Annotated in this window: 6 protein-coding genes; 1 reads left to right on the top strand and 5 read right to left on the bottom strand. The window is 46.1% G+C overall.

What is annotated here, in order from left to right:
- Positions 1-1,001, top strand: a 1,001-nt coding sequence (locus A3729_RS05490) for an acyl-CoA dehydrogenase C-terminal domain-containing protein (protein ID WP_197475597.1), incomplete at its 5' end; no start/stop codon positions are given.
- A gap of 74 nt (positions 1,002-1,075) precedes the next feature.
- Here the strand turns inward: A3729_RS05490 and A3729_RS05485 are convergent.
- From A3729_RS05485 to A3729_RS05465, 5 genes are all read right to left on the bottom strand, one after another.
- On the bottom strand, positions 1,076-3,259 hold the full coding sequence (locus A3729_RS05485) for a hypothetical protein (RefSeq protein ID WP_068509793.1): 2,184 nt from the start codon (positions 3,257-3,259) through the stop codon (positions 1,076-1,078).
- A 94-nt stretch (positions 3,260-3,353) separates the two neighbouring features.
- Positions 3,354-10,229, bottom strand: a complete 6,876-nt coding sequence (locus A3729_RS33795; RefSeq protein ID WP_068509794.1) for an immunoglobulin-like domain-containing protein — start codon at positions 10,227-10,229, stop codon at positions 3,354-3,356.
- Positions 10,230-10,669: 440 nt separating this feature from the next.
- Positions 10,670-12,172, bottom strand: coding sequence for a hypothetical protein (locus A3729_RS05475; protein WP_068509796.1), 1,503 nt, complete (start codon positions 12,170-12,172; stop codon positions 10,670-10,672).
- 28 nt (positions 12,173-12,200) lie between these two features.
- Entirely contained in the window at positions 12,201-19,919 is a 7,719-nt protein-coding gene (locus tag A3729_RS31340; protein ID WP_068509798.1) for an immunoglobulin-like domain-containing protein, read from the bottom strand.
- Positions 19,920-20,027: 108 nt separating this feature from the next.
- On the bottom strand, positions 20,028-20,465 hold the full coding sequence (locus A3729_RS05465; protein WP_156490428.1) for a hypothetical protein: 438 nt from the start codon (positions 20,463-20,465) through the stop codon (positions 20,028-20,030).
- Positions 20,466-21,180: the final 715 nt, after the last annotated feature.

Raw genomic sequence — 21,180 nt, 5'->3', positions numbered from 1 at the left:
AAGCTTCTGCAACCTGTGTCATGAACTTTGACGGCGCTCAAGGCTGGTTGGTTGGTGAGATTAACCAAGGTCTAAACGCAATGTTCACAATGATGAACTACGAGCGTTTGAGTGTTGGTATTCAGGGCTTAGGTGCTGCTGAGCGTTCATACCAGAATGCTGTTGAGTATGCATTGGATCGAATTCAGGGTAGAGCGGCAACAGGCCCGGCTCAACCTGAAAAGGCTGCTGACCCACTAATCGTGCATCCTGATATTCGCCGTATGTTGATGACTATGCGTGCTTACAATGAGGGTGGTCGTGCCTTCTCTAGCTATGTTGCGACTTTCTTGGATACAGCGAAATACTCAGATGACGCTGATGAGAAGAAGCATGCATCAGCAATGGTTGCATTGATGACGCCTATTGCAAAAGCATATTTGACTGATCGTGCTTTAGATTGTTGTATTGCTGGCCAGCAAGTATTTGGTGGTCACGGTTTCATTCGTGAGTGGGGCCAGGAGCAGTTGGTTCGTGATACGCGTATTACGCAAATCTACGAAGGTACTAATGGTATCCAATCTTTGGATTTGATGGGCCGTAAGATTGTCGCCAATGGCGGTAAGTTCTACGAACTATTTGCTTCAGAAGTCGCTTCGTTTATTCAGGTAGAGGCTGATAATGCTGACTTGGCTGAATTCGTTAAGCCACTGTCTGCAGCGCTTGAGCGTTTAAGTGATGTAACAGAATATGTTATCAATAGCGTTAAGGATGATCCAAACGCAATTGGTGCTGCATCGGTTGAATACCTGGAATTGTTTGGCTTAACTGCTTACGCTTACATGTGGGCGAAGATGGTTAAAGCGGCAGCACCAAAAGTAGGCTCAGATGAATTTTATGCGTCTAAGGTCAAGACAGCTAAATTCTTCTATAGCCGTTTGTTGCCTAAGACTGTTTCTCTAGCCGAGCTTGTACGTTCTGGTAGTGAAGATATGATGGCTTTGGCTGCGGATCAGTTCTAAGACTGATTTACTCCAGGCATAAAAAAACCTGCTTTTTGCAGGTTTTTTTATGCCTGATTTTTATAGTAGCTAAGCTACTTGGAAATTATATTTCTATTTCCATTATTAATATCAACAGCGAAAATCGCTTTTTCTTCAGAATCGGTAACGAGAAGTGAGTTAGAGTCTGGGTTGAAGCTTAGGCCTGTTAGGTTTTTAAATAAAGGGCCAGAGCCGATCGCACGGTTAGATAAAACTTCCCGGTCACCACTGCTTAAATCAACTGATATTATCGCCTTGAGTTTCTGGTCAGCGATGTAGGCGGTATTCTGTGCAAGGTTCAAATCGATTGCTATTGGGTTGAGCAGGTTAAGCCCCGAGCCAACATCGATCGAAGATACGATTTCAGCGTTTTCTGACTCGGCGTTCCAACGGATGACGGCATTTAAGGCGCTATCGACTGCGTAGATTGATGTGTTTTGCTGGTCGTAAGTGATGTCGCTTGGCTTGGATAGTTTTGATGTTGAGTTTCGAGACAAGCGTTTGTTAGCCGCGATATCAGTTTCGTAGCTGTTTAGATTTACTGATTGAATTCTATCCAGGTAAATGTCACTCACAAGTAATTGGTTGCTCTCTGGCTTAAGTGCTAGCCCTGATGGAAGCTTAAGCTCTGTTGCGCCTAGTCTAGGGGAGGGGGTAATTAAGTTTCTGTCGCCACTAGCTAGGTCAATTTCCCAGATATTTTTTTGCTCGCGCATGCTAACCCATACACTTGATTGAGAGGCGTTAATCTCCAGGTCGACTGGGTTCAATATAGCGGGGCCTGAGCCTAGTTCGAGGTTCGAGTTCGACGCAGAGATAACTTTACGGCTACCTGTCTGTAAGTCGACTTCAAATAGCGCATTGTGATGCCCTTCGGTAATCAAAGCCATATTATTGCCAATGTGCTGAATCGATGTAGGTGCTTCAAGGTTTGGGCCACTACCGTAGCGGTTGCTAACAAAAAGTTCGCGCTGACCTGAAGAAAAGGCAACTGAGAATACGACCTTAAGCTCGGTGTCGTTTACAAGTAATCGTTCATTTTGCTGATCGACGACCAGCTGTTTAAACGTTTTGAACTCTTCACCCTTACCATCGTTTGCTTGGCTCAGTATCGTTCGGTCACCAGTCTCGACATCAATCTCGATAATTGATTTTGAGTCTTCATCAATTAGCCATAATTTGGTCTTTGTGGTGAGCTCCTGGTCTATATCAGTGACTTCAACAACCCCTGCAGCAATATCCGATATGTATGAGAAAGAGCCCGAGGCGCTACCTTGCTCACTTGAAGAAATGATTGAGCTTGTACCTGTTTCTATATCAATGGATAGAACCGTATTATTGCCATTGTCAGAACAGTAGAGCACACCATTGTGAAATACGATTGCAGTTGGTTTTAGTAATTCAAGGCCGGGATTAGCATTGTCTGAGAGGATGGGCCAGCGATTAGGACTTAACTGCTCGTCGATATCAAACACTTTAATGATTGCACCACTTTCTGAATTTTCATTCGCCATCAACAGGTAGAGGATGCCGCCGTCGCTATCGATGGATATATCAATAACATTGTTTAGGCCGTTGGCCAGAGTGGTTAAATTACCGCTGGGGTATTGGCGAGCGAGAATAGCTTGTGAAACTGGCTGCGTTTCCCTTACATCAAGAATAAGTTCTCGCTCTTGGTTTGTGTCAAAAACAGTTGTTTGAGGTTTGATTAGGCTTTCGCTGTCATTTGCAGCATACAAGGTTAGTCTTGGTGAGTTTATATCTGTAGCGTAAGTCTTAAGCTTATTTGCATCGCTTATTAATAATTTATTATCAGAGGTGATAGCCAGGTGGCTTGGTTCTTCAAAAATCTCATCGATTCTTGTAACCCTTAAGTCAAACTTATCTTCGCGTTTATTGCCTGCACCATCAATTGTATTGATGTTCAGTTCACCGATATCAGGTTCGGTTGGAAGATCTACACGCCAGTTTGCGTAATTATCATCACTCGTAACTGGTTCACCATTTACTGTGACGCTTTCGATACCACTATGCTCATCATAACTGGAGCCGCTAATTGTCACCACTGAGTTAGTCGTTGTTCTACTGTAGGTAGGTGATGTGAGCGTTGTTGTTGGCTCCGCTTTATCTCCACCGGAGTTACTACCTCCATCACAGCCAAACAAGGAGAGCGCCATTATCGGCAGGCTCACCTGTAGAGAGCGTTTAAAATTGATTCCATTAAGCAACTTGTTCATATCTATATTCTTTAGCCGGGATATCTGATTGGTTGGCACCAAGCTCGATTTTAGCGCTTGGTGCCTTTGCACAATAAACTTAGTACAGTGCTAACTATTGGATTATCGTTTCAAGAGCCCAGGTGTTTAGCGTTCCTGAGTTGGTGATCGTTGCTTTATCCTCTACTTTGAGTGTCCAGACACCTTGAGTAGACTCACCGTTAAATGCGCTTAAGGCGTTGTGAGGAATAACTGTGCCGCCGATACCGGGGGAAGAGTTACAAACGTTCTCTACAGCGGAGCTTCCCTGATCATCGAATGTTGCGTCGACATCATCGTTGGCGCAACCGAAATCGAACCAGCCGCCGGTTGTTCCAGGTCGGTCCATAATTACAACAGATGTGCCTGCAGGGCTTGTGAGCGTTAGGATCAGGTCTCCTGGTCGGCCATGCGATATATCAATCATAACATTAAGGTCAGCTAACTGACGGTCATCGGATATAGTCATACTGGTTGAGTTCGATGATGACCCCGCATCCAGTCCTGGGCTTGCACTAAATGTTTTAACAAGTGGAATGACTGTGACGGTGCGGGTTTGGGTTAATGCGCTATTCCCCGCCGCGTCAGTGACATTAAAGTGAACTTGATAACTGCCTGGTGTCGACATATCTAGCCCGCTTGTATCAATACTTACGTTCGATGATATGTCGCCATCGATGTTATCAGTTGCTGAAACCCCCAGGTCGCTATAAACATGTCCTTGAATAACTTCAACTGGATTGTCTCCTAGTACTGAAATACTAGGGGGGGTGGTATCGACTACATGTACTGTTCTCGTCACGGTTGTAGCATCGTTACCTTGAGCATCGGCGACATCATAGCTTAATGTGTAAGTGCCAGCGATATTCTCGTTTACATCTCCCGATACAAAGATACTAGAGGATATATCGCTACCGAAATCACTCGCGGTCGCGCCTGCATCAATGTAAGTCGTTCCTTGCTCATGATAGGTTGGGTCCGAGCCTAATAGGCTTATGACCGGTGCGGTAGTATCTTGAACGATAACTGTTCTTGTCACCGTTAGGGCAGCATTACCCGACAAGTCCGAGACATTATAAGTTACCTGATAGCTTCCTACGGCGTTCGTTGCGACGAATCCTGAAATGGCGATAGAAGCTGATAAATCACCATCAACGCCATCGACTGCAGTTGCGCCAGGCTCGAAATAGGTGCCACCCAGTTCAATTAAGATTGGGTTGTTTCCAAGTAAGGAGATAACCGGTGGAACGGTATCGCTACTAGTGTTATCGATTACATTGACTTGGCGGGTAGCATTACCAACATTACCCTCGCTGTCACTGACACTATAGCTAATGGTGTACGTTCCAGGTGTGTCCGTATCAACTGATCCGTTAATAGCAATGCTGCTTGTTAAGTCACCATCAACGTTATCGGTCGCAGTCGCTCCGGCCTCGTTGTAGCTGCCGCCGAGCGATATGTCCATTGGGTTGTCACCTAATAGGCTGATAAGTGGTGCGCTATTATCTTCAACGTTAACAACTCTAGTTACGGTAAGTGCAGCGTTACCAGCACTATCGCTGACGTCATAGGAAAGCGTATAGCTGCCCAAAGTTGTTGGGTCCACGCTACCGCTAGGGATAATGCTAGTGGAAATATTTCCATCGATATTATCACTTGCTGTTGCGCCCGGGTCGCTGAAGATGCTTCCCAATGCAATGCTCATAGGGTTTGAGCCCAGTAGTGAAATAACGGGGATCGTCGTATCTGAAACAAGGACTGTTCGAGTTACTTCTATAGCGGAATTACCTGTGTTATCGCTGACGTTATAACGAGTGATATAGGTTCCAGCAATAGAGGTATTGACAGCGTCACCGGAAATAATAATTGCAGAGCTTAAGTCTCCGTCGACACTATCGCTAGCAGTCGCGCCAAGTTCAGTAAAGCTGCCATTTAACTCAACATGAAGAGGGTTATCTCCGATCAGCGTGATAACAGGTGGTAAGGAGTCTGCAACATTGACAGTACGAGTTACCGGGGTTGCAGGGTTTCCTTGAGAGTCACTGACGTTGTAGGTTAGGGCATAGCTACCTGCGACGCTTGCGTTAACAAAGCCGGTAATAGAGATATTTGAAGAAACGTCTCCGTCGACAGCGTCGAAAGCACTTGCACCAGGGTCGTTGAATATCGTGCCTTGTTGGTGCTCGATGGTGTCACCACCGATTAATGTGATTGTTGGTCCTGAGCTGTCTGATACGTTTACAGTTCGGGAAACAGTGGCTGCAGCATTGCCAGCGGCGTCACTCACGTCATAGTTAAGTGTGTAGCTTCCAGGGGTACTGGTGTCAACGAAACCACTAGGGATTATATTGGATGAAATGTCGCCATCTATATTATCCGAAGCGCTTGCCCCCGCATCTGTATAAATACTGTCAATATCAACACTTACAAAACTATCTCCGATAAGTGTAATGACGGGGTCAGTAAAGTCATTCACGTTAACCGTACGTGTTTGTTGAGGTGCAGGATTTCCATTGGAGTCACTGACATCATAGGTAATGATATAAGTGCCAGCAACGCTAGAGTCGACCATTGTGCCGCCAACTATAATGCCTGCAGATAGGTCTCCGTCAAGTGCGTCATTCGCAGTCGCACCAGCATCGGTATAAGGGGTATTTAGCTCATGGTTAAGTGGGCTGCTACCTAACACGGTGATGCTAGGAGCGCCGGTATCCTGAACATTGACCGTTCGATTAACGGTGTTGGCAGGGTTACCCGATGAGTCGTTCACGTTGTAGCTCAGTACATAGCTACCAACAACTGCAGCATTGACCGTACCACTGACACCGATATTTGAAGATACATCTCCGTCGACATTATCTAGCGCTGTCGCACCCGGGTCGGTGAAGATTGTATTCACCTCATGATCGATCGGGTTGTTTCCGATCAGTGTAATAACAGGGCCGCTCGCATCAGCAACATTAACTGTTCGTGTGACGGGCATTGCATCGTTGCCAGCCGCATCACTTACGTTATACACAAGTGTATAGCTGCCAATTGTACCGGTATCAACAGCGCCACTCTGAATAATGCTTGCTGAAATATCGCCATCAATATTGTCCGACGCACTCGCACCCGCATCATTGTAGACACTACCTAGAGCGATATTAATGCTGCTGTCACCATTAAGTGTAATGACAGGGGCGGTAAAGTCGTTCACATTTACCGTGCGCGTTTGCTGTACGGCAGGGTTACCGTTGGAGTCACTGACATCATAGGTAATGACATAAGTACCAGCAACGCTAGAGTCGACCATTGTGCCGCCAACTATAATGCCTGCAGATAGGTCTCCGTCAAGTGCGTCATTCGCAGTCGCACCAGCATCGGTATAAGGGGTATTTAGCTCATGGTTAAGTGGGCTGCTACCTAGCAGAGTGATGCTAGGTGCGCCAGTATCTTGAACGTTAATTGTTCGGGTAACGGTAGTAGCAGAGTTGCCTGAGGAATCGTTCACGTTGTAGCTCAGTACATAGCTACCAACAACTGCAGCATTGACCGTACCGCTGACACCGATATTTGAAGATACATCTCCATCGACATTATCTAGCGCTGTCGCACCCGGGTCGGTGAAGATTGTATTCACCTCATGATTAATGGGGTTGGTTCCGATCAGCGTAATAACAGGGCCGCTCGCATCAGCAACATTAACTGTTCGTGTGACGGGGATTGCAGCGTTGCCAGCCGCATCACTCACGTTATACACAAGGGTGTAGCTACCAATTGTACCGGTATCAACAGTGCCACTCTGAATAATGCTTGCTGAAATATCGCCATCAATATTGTCCGACGCACTCGCATCCGCATCATTGTAGACACTACCTAGAGCGATATTAATGCTGCTGTCACCATTAAGCGTAATGACTGGGGCAGTAAAGTCGTTCACATTTACTGTACGTGTTTGCTGTACGGCAGGGTTGCCGTTGGAGTCACTGACATCGTAGGTGATCACGTAGGTACCAGTAACACTGGAATCTACGGTAGCACCACCGACGATGATGTTAGTTGAGATATCACCATCCAGCGCATCGCTTGCAGTCGCGCCAGCATCGGTATAGGGGGTATTTAGTTCATGGTTAAGTGGGCTGCTACCTAGGAGAGTGATGCTAGGTGCGCCAGTATCTTGAACGTTAATTGTTCGGGTAACGGTAGTAGCAGAGTTGCCTGAGGAATCGTTCACGTTGTAGCTCAGTACATAACTGCCGATTACGGTTGCATTGACTGTACCGCTGACACCGATGTTTGCAGAAATATCGCCGTCAGTATTATCTGTGGCTGTGGCACCAGGGTCAGTGTAAATTGTATTCACTTCATGATTAATTGGGTTATTGCCAACTAAGGTGATTACCGGTGGTGTTACATCATCTACCGTCACAAACCTTACCATGGGGTTTGCAGCATTTCCTGATGAATCAGTGACATTGTAGATAACTGTGTAAGTTCCTTGAGTATTTCCATCGACGGTATCACCGCTAACAACAATATTTGAGCTAATATCGCCATCTATATTGTCTAATGCTGTAGCGCCCGCATCGACGTAGGCTGTGCCAAGCTGGTGATTGGTGTTTGTATCGCCAATTAAAGTAATTACTGGGGCTGTTGAGTCATCTATGTTGACTGTACGGGTTACGGTTGGAGCAGGGTTGCCCGATGAATCTGAGACATCGTAAGTTATAAGGTAGCTGCCGATTAAGTTAGGGTCTACCGTGTCGCCACCGACAACAATGCTTCCGGAAAGGTCACCATCTACCGCATCCGTAGCTGTTGCTCCAGGGTCAGTGTAAGGCGAGCCTTGTGCGTGAGTGAGAGGGTTATCTCCGAGTAGGGTGATCATAGGGCTACCGGAATCGGCAACGATAACATCTCGGAAAATGCTTGTTGCAACGTTACCCGATGCATCGCTTACATCGTAAGAAAGAGTGTAGGTTCCCTCGACTGAAGTATTTACCGTACCTGTTACGACAATCGAACTTGATAAGTCTTCACCAGGAACATCAATTGCGGTAGCGCCTGGGTCATTAAATGGGGTGTTAATTTCTTGATTATATGGAGCAGCTCCTAACAAGGTAATGATTGGCGCGGTGCTGTCGACGACGTTAACTGTACGCGATACAACAATAGCTGAATTACCAGCAGTGTCAGAAACATTGTAGTTTATGATGTAGCTGCCAACGCTTCCGCTGATTACGCTACCTGAACTTACTATGCTTGCACTAATATCTCCGTCAACATTGTCGACGGCGCTGGCACCTTCATCTGAGAAGCTATCGCCTCTTTCTAGTGTAACAACTGCGTCGCCGATAAGTGTTATTACTGGTGCAGTCGTATCTTGAACGATCACCTCGCGCGTTACGGTCGTGGCTACATTGCCAGCTTCATCGGTAACATCGTAAGCAAGTGTGTAAGTGCCGGCAGTGTCAGAATCGACGTTTCCACTGATCATAATGTTGGCGCTGATATCTCCATCACGGTTATCGATAGCGGTAGCGCCTTCTTCATTATAAGTCGAAAGCTGTTCAACATAAGTAGGGTCGTCACCAATAAGAGTGATCACTGGTGCAGTAGTATCTTCTTCGATGACGTATACAGTTCGGATAACTGTTGTCGCGTTGTTGCCTTGGCTGTCGACAACATCGTATTCAATTTGAATGCCGGAGTTATTAGGGGTGGAAGTATCAATAATAGAGGGAGTATCAAGGACGTTTGGTCTAGTGATAACATCGACACTAATGTCACCGTCCTCTGGGTCTATCGCAACGAAGCCAGGCTCTGCATAGGTATCGCCGACCAAGAGGGTGACATCAGTTGAACCAGGTGACGTTTCACTAAGTGTAATAACCGGCTTAAGGTCAACACCTGACTCGTTTGCTTGAAGCTGAATCGGGGAGCCAGCAACAAAATTGGTAAACTGGAAGCAACCATCCACATCGGTGCTTGTGGTTATATCCGATTGTGCTGTTTGGCTGAGAAGTAGGTCTGCTTCGATTGCTACACCATTCTTTTCGATACAGCCTGTGATACCGAAAGGTATGACACCTGTTTCAATCGCGTAAATTAGGCCTGTTGTTTGGTCAGCGTGCCAAATTAGTTCCCCGTCCCAGCTTAAGCCCTTGGGGTTTGAGCCTGGTGTTTCAAAAAAACCGACCACGCTACCGTCAGTGGGGTCAACCCGAAATATCTTTTGTTCTTGTTGGTCTGCTACCCACAAGTCGCGACCATCCCAGGTAATACCGAAAGGACGAGCATTGGTGACAGAAGGGTTAGACTGATAAGAAGGTAGTGTTGAAGGGCCGGGTAATGATAGAAGTAGCGCGCCATCTTCAGGGCGAACCTTATTAATAGTGTTAGTTTGCCAGTCAACTATCCAGAAGCTATGTCCGTCATAAGTCATGTCGGTTGGTGATGGAAACTCGAGCTCTGATAGTGCATTTTCGGATTCGAGGTTATCTCCATCAACAGGGTCGATTTTTATAATGTTGTCTGTAATAGGGCTGGCATTCCAAAGATAATTCTCGGCAAAGGTTAAACCGCCACCGCCACAGTATTGACCGGCCGGTGTTGCACCGCAAGTAGGGATGGGGTTTCCGTCACTGTTAATTGGCGGATTATCTGTGTCTGTAAGGGGAAGGTTTAAATCACTATCACCGGCAGAAAATTGAAGCGCTCCTTCTTCGTCATAGACATCTTCTGGATAGACCCTGTAGATTCTGTCGGTGCCAAAATCGACGACCCAAAGGTAGCCGTCATGCATGGTGACGCCGTGGGGGGTGGAAGGGGTGCGACCATCACCACTGATGTTGTTAATGCTTAGTGTCGTTAGAATATTGCCAGGGTCACCCGGGGCCGAATAGGAAACTCCCGAGAACAATGAGATAAATAGAGAGGCAAAGGCGACCGCTAGCTTTAGCTTGTACATATTTATTATCCATAACGAATGAGGTATGAAAGTTCTTGGTCGCCTTACTGTTCCATGGCCTGAATTTCAAGTAAGGCTTCCAAGGCGGCGAATATAACGGCAATACTTACCTGAGTCTAATGAATGAGCGAAGCTGCTTAACAAACGGCGATATTTTTTTTCAAAAATTGAAATGGAGCACGCTTGTCGGGTGAAATGGTTCTTTTTTTGGGTTTGGGTGTTTTTGTTTTGCTGTGGCGTGGCTTTATAAGTTGTTGAAACTAAAAATGAATAATATTTATGTTTCTAGTGTTTGTGGTTTTTGTGTGTGGTCTGGCTTCTTATTTCTGTATGCCTGTAAGGTGAGTCGTTAATTGAGGGGCTGCTTGTTAACTGCTTTTAGAGTATAAAAAACCTGCTTATCGCAGGTTTTTAAAAGGAATTATGAATCTTTAATTAGCTCAGAGTTGTTCGATAATTCTGTCCCAGGCGTTGTCAAATGATGCTGCCTGATAGTCTGCAAACCAAGCCTTGTCGACAATGCCGTTGCCATCGCTATCTTCAAGCATTTGTGTTCGGTTTCCATTGATATCGTAATCATATTGGGCTACAAAATCCCAAACACGATCGCCATCGAGGTCTTTTTTGTATTCGGTCCGCTTGTTCAAATTATTATATTGATATGACTCGATATATTCTGGTGTGCCGTCCTGGTTATCATCACGCTCGTAGCGGTTTGGGCGATTGTTACTGTCGTAGCTGAAGCGGCTTATAGAAGTTTGAGTGTTTTCCTGGTTGGATCGAATGTTATGCTGGCTTAGGATATTGCCGTTTAAGTCATAGTTATAGCTGATTGAAGAGTTTGCTTCGCCGTCATTATCACTATCCTCAGATTGAGATCTAAGCCTGTTTCCGGAGTATGTATATGAGACGCTTGAAGCAAGTTCGCTATTGCGACTGACTGTATACAGAATAACATTGCCCTCGGTGTCATATTGATATTCTGCCAAAATATCTATTGTGCCATCATTCCCCAAATCAGTTTCGAGTTTTGACAGTAGAGAGTCTTGGTAAGTGTAGGATTGCAATATATCGAGTTCGTCTTCAGGTCTATCTATTTCTTTGCTCAGGATATTACCGTCATCATCATAGCTGATTGTTTCAACTGTATTTGACGCGCTATCAGATGTTTGCGTTAAACGGTTTTGACTGTCATAGCTGTAGTGAATGGTTTTGTCGACAGTTCCATCGTTATTGAAGTCTGTTTCCTGGCTTGTTAGAAGCCGCTCTTGGCTGTATGAATACTGAACGAGGGTTTTATCTAACTTACCTTCATTCGATAAAACTGCAGAGTTAAGGTTTGATTCGATACTGATATCGAGGTTTTCATAAAGATGTTGGGCTGCTTGAGTGAAGGTTCTGTGGCTTTCGATATTGAGTTGCGATAGAACGCCTTTAAAATCGACTTGCTCGGTAAACTGGGAGGCCTTTACATAGAAATTGATTGTTGAAAGCTCTAATTCTGTGTGAGCGTTTCCAAGGTCTATGCCGTTCTCAGGCTCGCCGTCCTGGTCGAGTGCCTGAAGGAGTGTCGCTATGTTGATGACGCGGTCAAAGCTGGATATGTCGGTGCTTTGCAGACTTGTAATGATACTTTTTTCACTGTTTAGCGGGGCGGAACCGGATAGATCAAAAGGCGTGATAAGTTCCTGTGCTTCTGATGTACCTAGATAGATTCCACCAATAGAGAACTTAACCTGTTCGCCATCGCTATAAGAAAACTCACCACGCTCATTCGTCATGCCTGACTGTGTTTCTGTTTCATAATATAGGCCTGATACCGGGCTATCAATAAAACTGCCTGTTCTGATATCCGCTGGTTCAGTGCTCGATTGCTTGCTACCGCCATCACAGGCACTTAATAATATTGGTAGACAAGCAGCGTAAATAAATCGATTCAACATAGTTTCACCTTAAGCTTTAATCTCCATTCTATTGCGGCGTTAGAGTAAACGAGTCGATTCGTTTATCGGTTGGATCGACAAGTATATTGAATCGCAAGGTGTTAGCGCCCGATACTAGCGTGACAGGCAAAGCAGCTGAATCCAAATAGAGAGCGTTATCACCAGTCGCAGAAAGAGCGATGCTACCAGCGGCGCTACCGTTCACAAGGATATCGAAAGAAGAGCTATCATTTGATGAAGCGTATCGGATTGTTAGGTTGTAAGGGATGGCGAACGCCTGAATATCCGAGAACTCAATGTAATCTCCATCCTGTGCCAAGCTTATATTGATATAACCTGAGCCGGTAAAGCCTGAGCCATAACTTTCTACATCTGGCCCATCACCGATTGTGCCCGTTTCGGCCTCGACAAATATTGCAGCAGGGGTGACAACATTAATGGTTCTTTGCACGGTTATAGCGGCATTCCCAGCAGCGTCGACAAGGTCATAGCTCAAGACGTAGGTGCCATCGGTATTAATATCGACAAAGCCGCCTGTTGTAATGTTGAGGCTAATATCTCCGTCAAGGTTGTCTGATCCTATCGTACCAGGGTCAGTGAATAACTGGCCATTAACATGATCAATGGTTGAGTCACCTACAAGGGTGATTACAGGAGCGATGCCGTCCGTTACGTTTACTGTTCGAGTAACTGTAGCCGCGGCATTACCGGCAGCGTCACTAACATTGTAACTTAATACATAACTTCCAATCGTGTTGATATCGAAAGAGCCTGTCCTTGCTATGTTGCCGTAAATGTCTCCATCAGCGCTGTCTAGAGGCGTTTCGCCGGCATCATTATAAGCAGTACCTTGAACGTGGTTGGTCGGGTCGGAGCCAGTAAGTGTAATCACTGGAATCGTTGTATCCTGAACAGTGATTGTGCGACTAAGCTTTAGAGCAGCATTACCGGCAGTATCACTGACGTCGTATCTTATCGTGTATATGCCTGCAATATTTGCATCGATGGTATCACCGCTTATGACGATGCTGGAAGTTAGGTTGCCATCCACGTTGTCGTTGGCTGTTGCACCAGCGTCGGTATAGCTCGTTCCTTGTTCAACTGTTTCAGCTGCATTGCCTGTTAGCGTAATGACTGGAATAGTTGTATCGGCAATGATGACTGTTCTAGTAACGGTCGTTGCAGCATTCCCCGCGGCATCATTGACGTCATAGCTGAGCACGTAGGTTCCGGGAGTATTAACATCAACAGCTCCACTAAGTACGATATTGGTGGTGACATCACCGTCAAGGTTATCGTCAGCTGTTGCGCCTGCATCTGTGTAAGAGGTGCTCTGTTCATGATTGACAATCGTGTTGCCCAGAAGAGTGATTGTTGGTGCGATGCCGTCTGTTACATTCACTGTGCGTGAGACTGTTGTTGCAGCGTTACCCGCAGCATCACTTACGTCATAAGAAATTAGGTAAGTGCCAATTATATTGGTATCTACATCGCCTGTTCGCGTGATACTGGCAGTAATGTCGCCATCAGCACTGTCAGAGGCTGTTGCACCGGCATCGGTATAAGGTGTGAGCTGAACATGATTAAGCGGGCTGGAGCCCAGTAGGGTAATCAGTGGTGCAGTACTGTCTTCGACTGTGACGGTTCGTGTTACTTGTACAGCATTATTGCCCGCAGTGTCACTGACATCATAGCGAGTGGTGTAAATCCCAGCTGTATTAATATCAACCGTATCGCCGGATACGATGATGTTGCTGCTTAGGTTGCCATCGACATTGTCGCTTGCCGTCGCGCCTGCGTCGGTATAGCTGGTAGCTTGTTCAACGGTTTCGTTAGAATTACCGTTGATTGTAATGACTGGAACTGTTGTATCGGCGATAACAACGCTTCTATTAACTGTAGCAGCGGCATTACCAGCGGCATCATTGACATCATAGCTGAGTATGTAGGTGTCTGGCGCATTTACATCGACAGTTCCGCTAACAACGATGTTTGCAGAAATATCCCCGTCAAAATTATCGTTAGCGCTCGCTCCTGCATCGGTATAGCTTGTTCCTTGTTCATGATTTTCAATTGCATTTCCAAGTAAGGCTATTGTTGGTGCAATTGTATCGCCAACATTTACAGTTCTTGTTGCGGTGGTCGCGGGGTTTCCTGCTGCATCTGTTACGTCATAACTGATGATATACGAGCCTTCAACATTAACATCTACACTGCCCGTGACAACAATACTAGCGCTCATATCGCCATCGATAAGGTCGGAGGCAGTAGCGCCTGCATCTGTATAGGTGCTGCCTTGTTCATGGTTGACGGCTGAACTGCCGATAATGGTAATAGCAGGGGCTGTCGTGTCGGCCACGATAACGGTTCTTGTAATTGATGTGGCTGCGTTACCGGCTGTATCGCTAACATTATAAGTAAGAATATAGGAGCCGGCAGTATTTGCATCAACGGAGCCCGTGACAAGGATATTTGCAGTTAAGTCTCCGTCAACGGTATCACTGGCGGATGCGCCTGCATCGGTATAGCTTGTTCCTTGCTCATGATTAGTTGGAGTACTTCCGCTTAAGGTCAATACCGGTAGCGTTGTATCAACAACTGTAATAGTACGTGTTAGTGTTGTTGCGTTATTTCCTGCGCTGTCGCTAACGTTGTAATTGAGAGTGTATGTGCCAGCGGCATTTGCATCGACAAAACCGGATACAGTGATGCTGGCGGTGATATCACCGTCAGTATTGTCTGTAGCACTGGCGCCACGGTCGCTATAAGCAGTTCCTTGTTCATGGTTGATGCTTGCCGAGCCAAGTAATGTGATAACCGGTGCGGTAGTATCGGTGACGATTACTGTTCGCGTAAGCTGTACGGCATTGTTCCCAGCTGCATCACTTACGTCATAGCTAATTACATATGTTCCAGTCGCAAGAGGGTTGACTGTTCCGCTTGAAATAATACTGGAGCTCAGGTCGCCATCAATATTATCTGTCGCACTTGAGCCTGCATCGGTATAGCTTGAGCCAAGTTCAATATTTACGGTTGTGTTGCCAATTAGAGTTATCATTGGTGCAGTAAAGTCGCCGACATTAACTGTTCGGACTTGTTGTGCGGCAGGGTTTCCACCAGAGTCTGTCACATCGTAAGTGACCGTGTATGTGCCTGCGACATTTTCATTCACGTTGTTAATGGTGACAATTGCTGCGCTAAGCGTAGCGTCATCATCGACTACGTCTGATGCAGTCGCACCCTGGTCGGTGTAAATTGTATTTAGCTCATGATTAAGTGGGTTGGCACCAGACATGGTGATGGTTGGTGCGCCAGTATTGGCAACGTTTACAGTTCTATTAACCGTGGTTGCGGCATTGCCTGCTGCATCAGAAGCGTTATATGACAAGATATAAGCGCCGACAGTGTTGGCATCTACTGAGCCTGTAACTCCAATATTTGCTGAAATATCACCATCAATATTATCTGAGGCGATAGCGCCTGGATCGAGGAATATGGTGCCTACTTCATGATTGAGCGGGTCTGTGCCGACTAAGCTGATTACCGGCGCAGTCATGTCACTAACAATAACAGTTCGCGAGACTTGCGTCGAAGCGTTGCCTGAGGCGTCACTAACGTTGTAAGTAAGGGTATAGCTTCCACTTACGCTGGTATTAACTGCACCACCAAGCACAATGTTGGAGCTTAAGTCACCATCAATGGCATCTGATGCCGTAGCACCCGCATCCGTGTATGTCGCGCCTTGCTCTACATTAACTGTAGCGCTGCCAAGTAGAGTAATCACGGGGCCGGTTCTATCGGCAACGATTACGTCTCTGGTAACCGTGGGTGCAGCATTGCTTTGTAGGTCGGTAACGTTGTAAGACAGGGTGTAGGTACCCGCGATATTCGCATCGACTGTCCCACTAACGATGATGGATGCACTTAAGTTACCATCTACAGCATCCGTAGCGGTAGCGCCAGCATCTGTGTAGGTGGTTTGTAGTTCATGCAGGGTAGGGTTGTCGCCATTTAGTGTTATGGTTGGTGCGCCAGTATCCACAACATTCACTGTTCGTGTAGTGGTTGCTGCAGCATTTCCTGATGAATCGGATACATTGTAGGTAAGCGTATACGTGCCTTGTGTATTGGCATCGACTGTTCCTGTGACGCCAATACTTAGACTGATATCTCCATCAATATTATCGCTAGCGCTAGCGCCAGGATCGACGAAGATTGTTCCTACTTCGTGATCTAAGGGGTTGGCTCCAGCAAGGGTGATAAGTGGGGCTGTTGTATCGCTTACGATTACAGTTCTACTCGCCTGAATAGCGGGGTTTCCAGCGGCATCGCTAACATTATAGTGAATGGTGTAGTTACCAGCGGTATTTGTATCAACTGCGCCAGTGGTAATGATATTTACGCTAATATCGCCATCTATGATGTCTGTTGCGGTCGCTCCGGCATCGCTATAAACCGTTCCTTGTTCAGCGTTAACGGTGCTGCCTCCAGTAATCGTTATTACTGGAGCTGTTCTATCAGCAACGATTACATCTCTGGTTACCGTTGTTGCAGCATTACTTTGGGAATCATTTGCATCATAGCTAAGTGTGTAAGTTCCGGCGATATCCGGATCGACTGACCCAGTCACTGTGATTGAAGCGCTTAGGTCGCCGTCTGCTGCATCTGAAGCGGTCGCACCAGCATCTGTGTATGGCGTCTGTAGTTCGTGTAGCACTGGATTGTCACCAATAAGTGCAATAGAGGGTACTCCAGTATCCACGACGTTTGCAGTTCGAACTACGGTTGCTGCTGCGTTACCAGATGAGTCAGAAACATTATAGGTAAGGGTGTATGCACCTTGCGTATTGGCATCAACAGTTCCGGTAACGCCAATTGCTGTACTGATATCTCCGTCAGTGTTGTCACTGGCTGTTGCGCCTGGGTCGACGAAGATTGTGCCGACTTCGTGATCCAGCGGGTTCGTTGAGTTAAGGGTGATTACCGGAATAGTTGTGTCACTGACAATAACGGTTCTGGTGAGTTGTGTTGCCGCGTTTCCAGTAGCGTCACTTACATTGTAATTGATGCTATACGTACCGGCAGTATTAACGTCAACAGTACCGCTTGTGACGATGTTTGCACTGATATCACCGTCAATTACATCACTAGCAGTTGCGCCAGCGTCTGTATATAAAGTGCCTTGCTCATGATTAACTGTAGTACTACCGGTAATAGTGATGAGTGGAGCGCTTCGGTCTGCAACGATAATGTCTCGTGTTACGGTTGTCGCAGCATTGCTTTGTGAATCCGTCACATCATAACTGAGTGTATAAGTTCCAGCGGTATTTGAGTCGACTGAGCCTGTGATGACAATACTAGATGAAAGGTCTCCGTCTGCGGCATCTATTGCAGTGGCACCAGGGTCGGTAGAGGTAGTTTGCAGCTCGTGTAAAATGGGGTTGTCGCCAAGTAGCGTGATGGCCGGCACTCCGGTATCGACAACATTAATTGTACGAACTACCGTCGTTGCAGCGTTTCCTGCCGAGTCGCTGACATTATAGGAAAGTGTATAAGTGCCAATTGTGTTTGGGTCAACCGAGCCAGATACGCCAATATCGGCACTAACATCGCCGTCTATAATATCGGATGCTGTTGCACCAGGGTCAACGAATATGGTGCCTACTTCATGATCCAAAGGGTTTGCGCTAAGTAAGCTTATTACCGGTGCTGTGCGGTCAGCAACGTCAACAACTCTGCTGATTGGTGCGCCTGCATTGCCCGCGGCATCACTTACGTTATAAGTGATGATATATACACCGGCGGTATCACTATCTACTGTATCTCCGCCGACTACAATACTCGTAGTGATGTCTCCATCGGTATTGTCATTTGCGCTTGCGCCAGCATCTGTATAGGGGGTTCGTAATTCATGCAGAACTGTTGAGTCGCCAGACAAAATGAGAGTTGGAGGTGTTGTGTCGTTTACGTTTACTGTTCTTATTTCGGTAGGTGCAGCGTTGCCAACTGAGTCCGAAACATCGTATGTGACATTGCATGTGCCTGTTAGGTTCGGGTTGACGGTATCTCCAGCTACGGCAATGCTGCTGCTTAAGTCTCCGTCGATTGCATCTGATGCAGTAGCGCCTGGATCGGTGTAGGCATTTCCAAGCTCGTGATCAAGAGGGTTGCTTCCAAGAAGGGTGATCGTTGGCGCGCCGGTATCGGCAACGATTACGTCGCGAGATATTGTTGTCGCTATATTTCCTGCTGCATCGCTTAGGTCATAAGAAAGTGTGTAAGTACCAGCAATGCTTGAATCAACAGAACCGCTGACGACAATGGAGCTGCTTAAGTCTTCGCCTGGAACATCTGATGCAGTAGCGCCAGGGTCGGTGAACCGGGTGTTTAATTCTTGATTATACGGGCTGGCGCCTATTAGCGTAATAATCGGTGCAGTGGTATCGACAACATTAATTGTGCGAGAAACGACTACTGCTGCATTGCCTGATGAGTCTGACACGTCGTAGTTTAGGACATAGCTTCCAACCGTATCGTTCGTGACGCTTCCTGAGATAATGATATTAGCCGTAATATCACCATCAACATTATCGGTGGCTGTGGCTCCTTCTTCTATATAAGTGTCGCCTTTTTCCAGAGTGATACTCGAAGCTCCGCTTAGTGTAATGCTAGGGATAGTTGTGTCTTGGACGATTACATTACGAGTGACAGTCGTTGCGATGTTTCCAACGGCATCCGAAACGTCGTAGGACAGGGTGTAAGTTCCAGCAGTGTTTGCATCAACGGTTCCGGAAATAGTAATGTTTGCGCTGATATCTCCATCACGATTATCGATTGCTGTTGCGCCGGGTTCTATATAGCTGGTCAGTTGTTCAACGTATGTCGGATCGTCGCCAGTAAGAGTAATAACGGGAGCGATGATATCCTCTTCTAGAACGTAGACCATTCTAGATACCGTATCAGCGTTGTTACCTGCGCTATCAACGACATCATATTCAACTAGTATTCCCGTAGGGTTTGGTACGGATGTATCGATAATAGTGGGAGTATCGATAACGTTCGGCCTAGTAACGACCTCAGATGTCAAATCCAAGTCTTCTGTATCATAAGCGGAGTAGCCGGGCTCGGAATATTCGTCGCCAACAATAAGTGTGACGTCAGTTGAGCCCGCTGATGTTTCGGCAAGAGTAATGATAGGTTTTTCATCAACGCCAGCTTCACTGGCTTTTAGTTGGATTGGTGTGCCAGCGGTGAAGTCAGTGAACTGGAAGCAGTCATCAATATCAGTGCTAGTTGATTGGTCAGATAAAGCTGTTTGGCTAAGTAATATATCAGCATTGACTGCTACACCGTTCTTTTCAAAGCAGCCGGTAATGCCAAACGGGATAACCCCTGTTTCGATAGCGTAAATCGTAGCGGTGGTTTGGTCTGTGTGCCAAAGATATTCGCCGTTCCAACTTAATCCTTTAGGGTCAGCTCCTGGTGTGTCAAAGAAGTCAACAACGCTACCGTCGCTTGGGTCAATGCGGTAAACCTTGAGTTCTTCTTGGTCAGCTACCCATAAGTCTCTACCGTCCCAGGTAATACCAAAAGGGCGAGCATTAGTGACTGAGGGGTTAGATTGGTATGAAGGTAAAGAGGAGGGGCCTGGTAAAGACAAAAGAAGCGCACCATCTTCAGGGCGTACTTTATTGATAGTGTTAGTTTGCCAGTCTACGACCCAAAAGCTATGACCGTCGTATGTCATGTCGGTGGGTGATGGGAATGCCAGTGACGCGAGTGCATTCTCCGATTCGAGGTTATCACCATCTACCGGGTCTACTTTTATGATGTCGTCAGTTATAGGGCTGGCATTTCATAAATAGTTTTCAGCAAAAGTCAGACCGCCGCCGCCACAGTATTGGCCTGCAGGCGTTGCGCCACAAGTAGGGATGGGGTTGCCATCGCTATTTATTGGTGGGTTATCGGTGTCTGCAAGAGGAAGGTTTAAATCACTGTCGCCTGCAGAGAACAATAGTACGTCGTCACCTACGTCACTTGTGCCCATGTCATCATATATATCTTCAGGATATACCCGGTATATTCTATCGGTGCCAAAATCGACTACCCTAAGATAGCCATCATGCATGGTAATGCCTTGAGGGGATGTAGGTGTTCGACCATCACCGCTTACATTATTAATAGTCAGTGTTGTTAGGATATTACCTGCATCGCCGGGCGCAGCAGATAAAAACTGAGCGTAGAGAAGAACAATAAATGATAGGGAGGTAATACTCAGTTTTCTTATTGGCATCTGATTATCCATGGCTCTTTATGTTCAAAGACATTAAGTAATAAACGATCGGTGTTAGCTTGTTGCACGGTCTGGCTTTTATGAAGCGACTTTATAGAAATGAATATTGAGGGGCTTGTTAGCGCAAAATTGTAAAATTATGAAAGAACTTTGAACTCTGTCTCATGAATATGCCTGTTAGATGTAGCGCTAGCTAGGCTTGTCTCTTTAAAGAAATAAGTGCTTATTTAAGTTGTTGTTTGCAAACTAAAAAATTGTAAAGTCATGAGCGTACAGTTGTTAGGTTTTATCATAGAAAAAGCCTAAAAAAACGTTGCATATAAATGTGAATGTTATTAATGTTTATATTTTGAGAGGGGGGGTGTAGGTTGAGTTTGTGTGATGTTGGTCGGTTTTGGATGGCTTGGTGGTAAATGGAGGCTATATATCGGTGGTTAGAAGGTGGGTTGATGTCGTATTAGTATAAAGAAGGGTTATAAAGAGGGGGTTAAAAATGGGTGCAGCAGTGGTTGCTGTCTTTGGCGTATTAATTTATAAAAAAGTTTGATAAAGGTGTTGACCTAAAGAATCAGCTCTATATAATGCGCACCTCCTTAAGACGAACCGCTTCGAAAGCGGCGAAGTTTGAAGGAGATAGAGGATAAATTAAGTGATTAAAATCAGTAATTTATCTTCGCTTGTTAAAGGTTTTGGTTTTCGGTTTTGAATTTAAATT

The organism is Oleiphilus sp. HI0043, from assembly GCF_001634935.1.
Note: the sequence above shows the minus strand (reverse complement) of the source record. Positions and strands in the feature narration are given on the sequence as shown.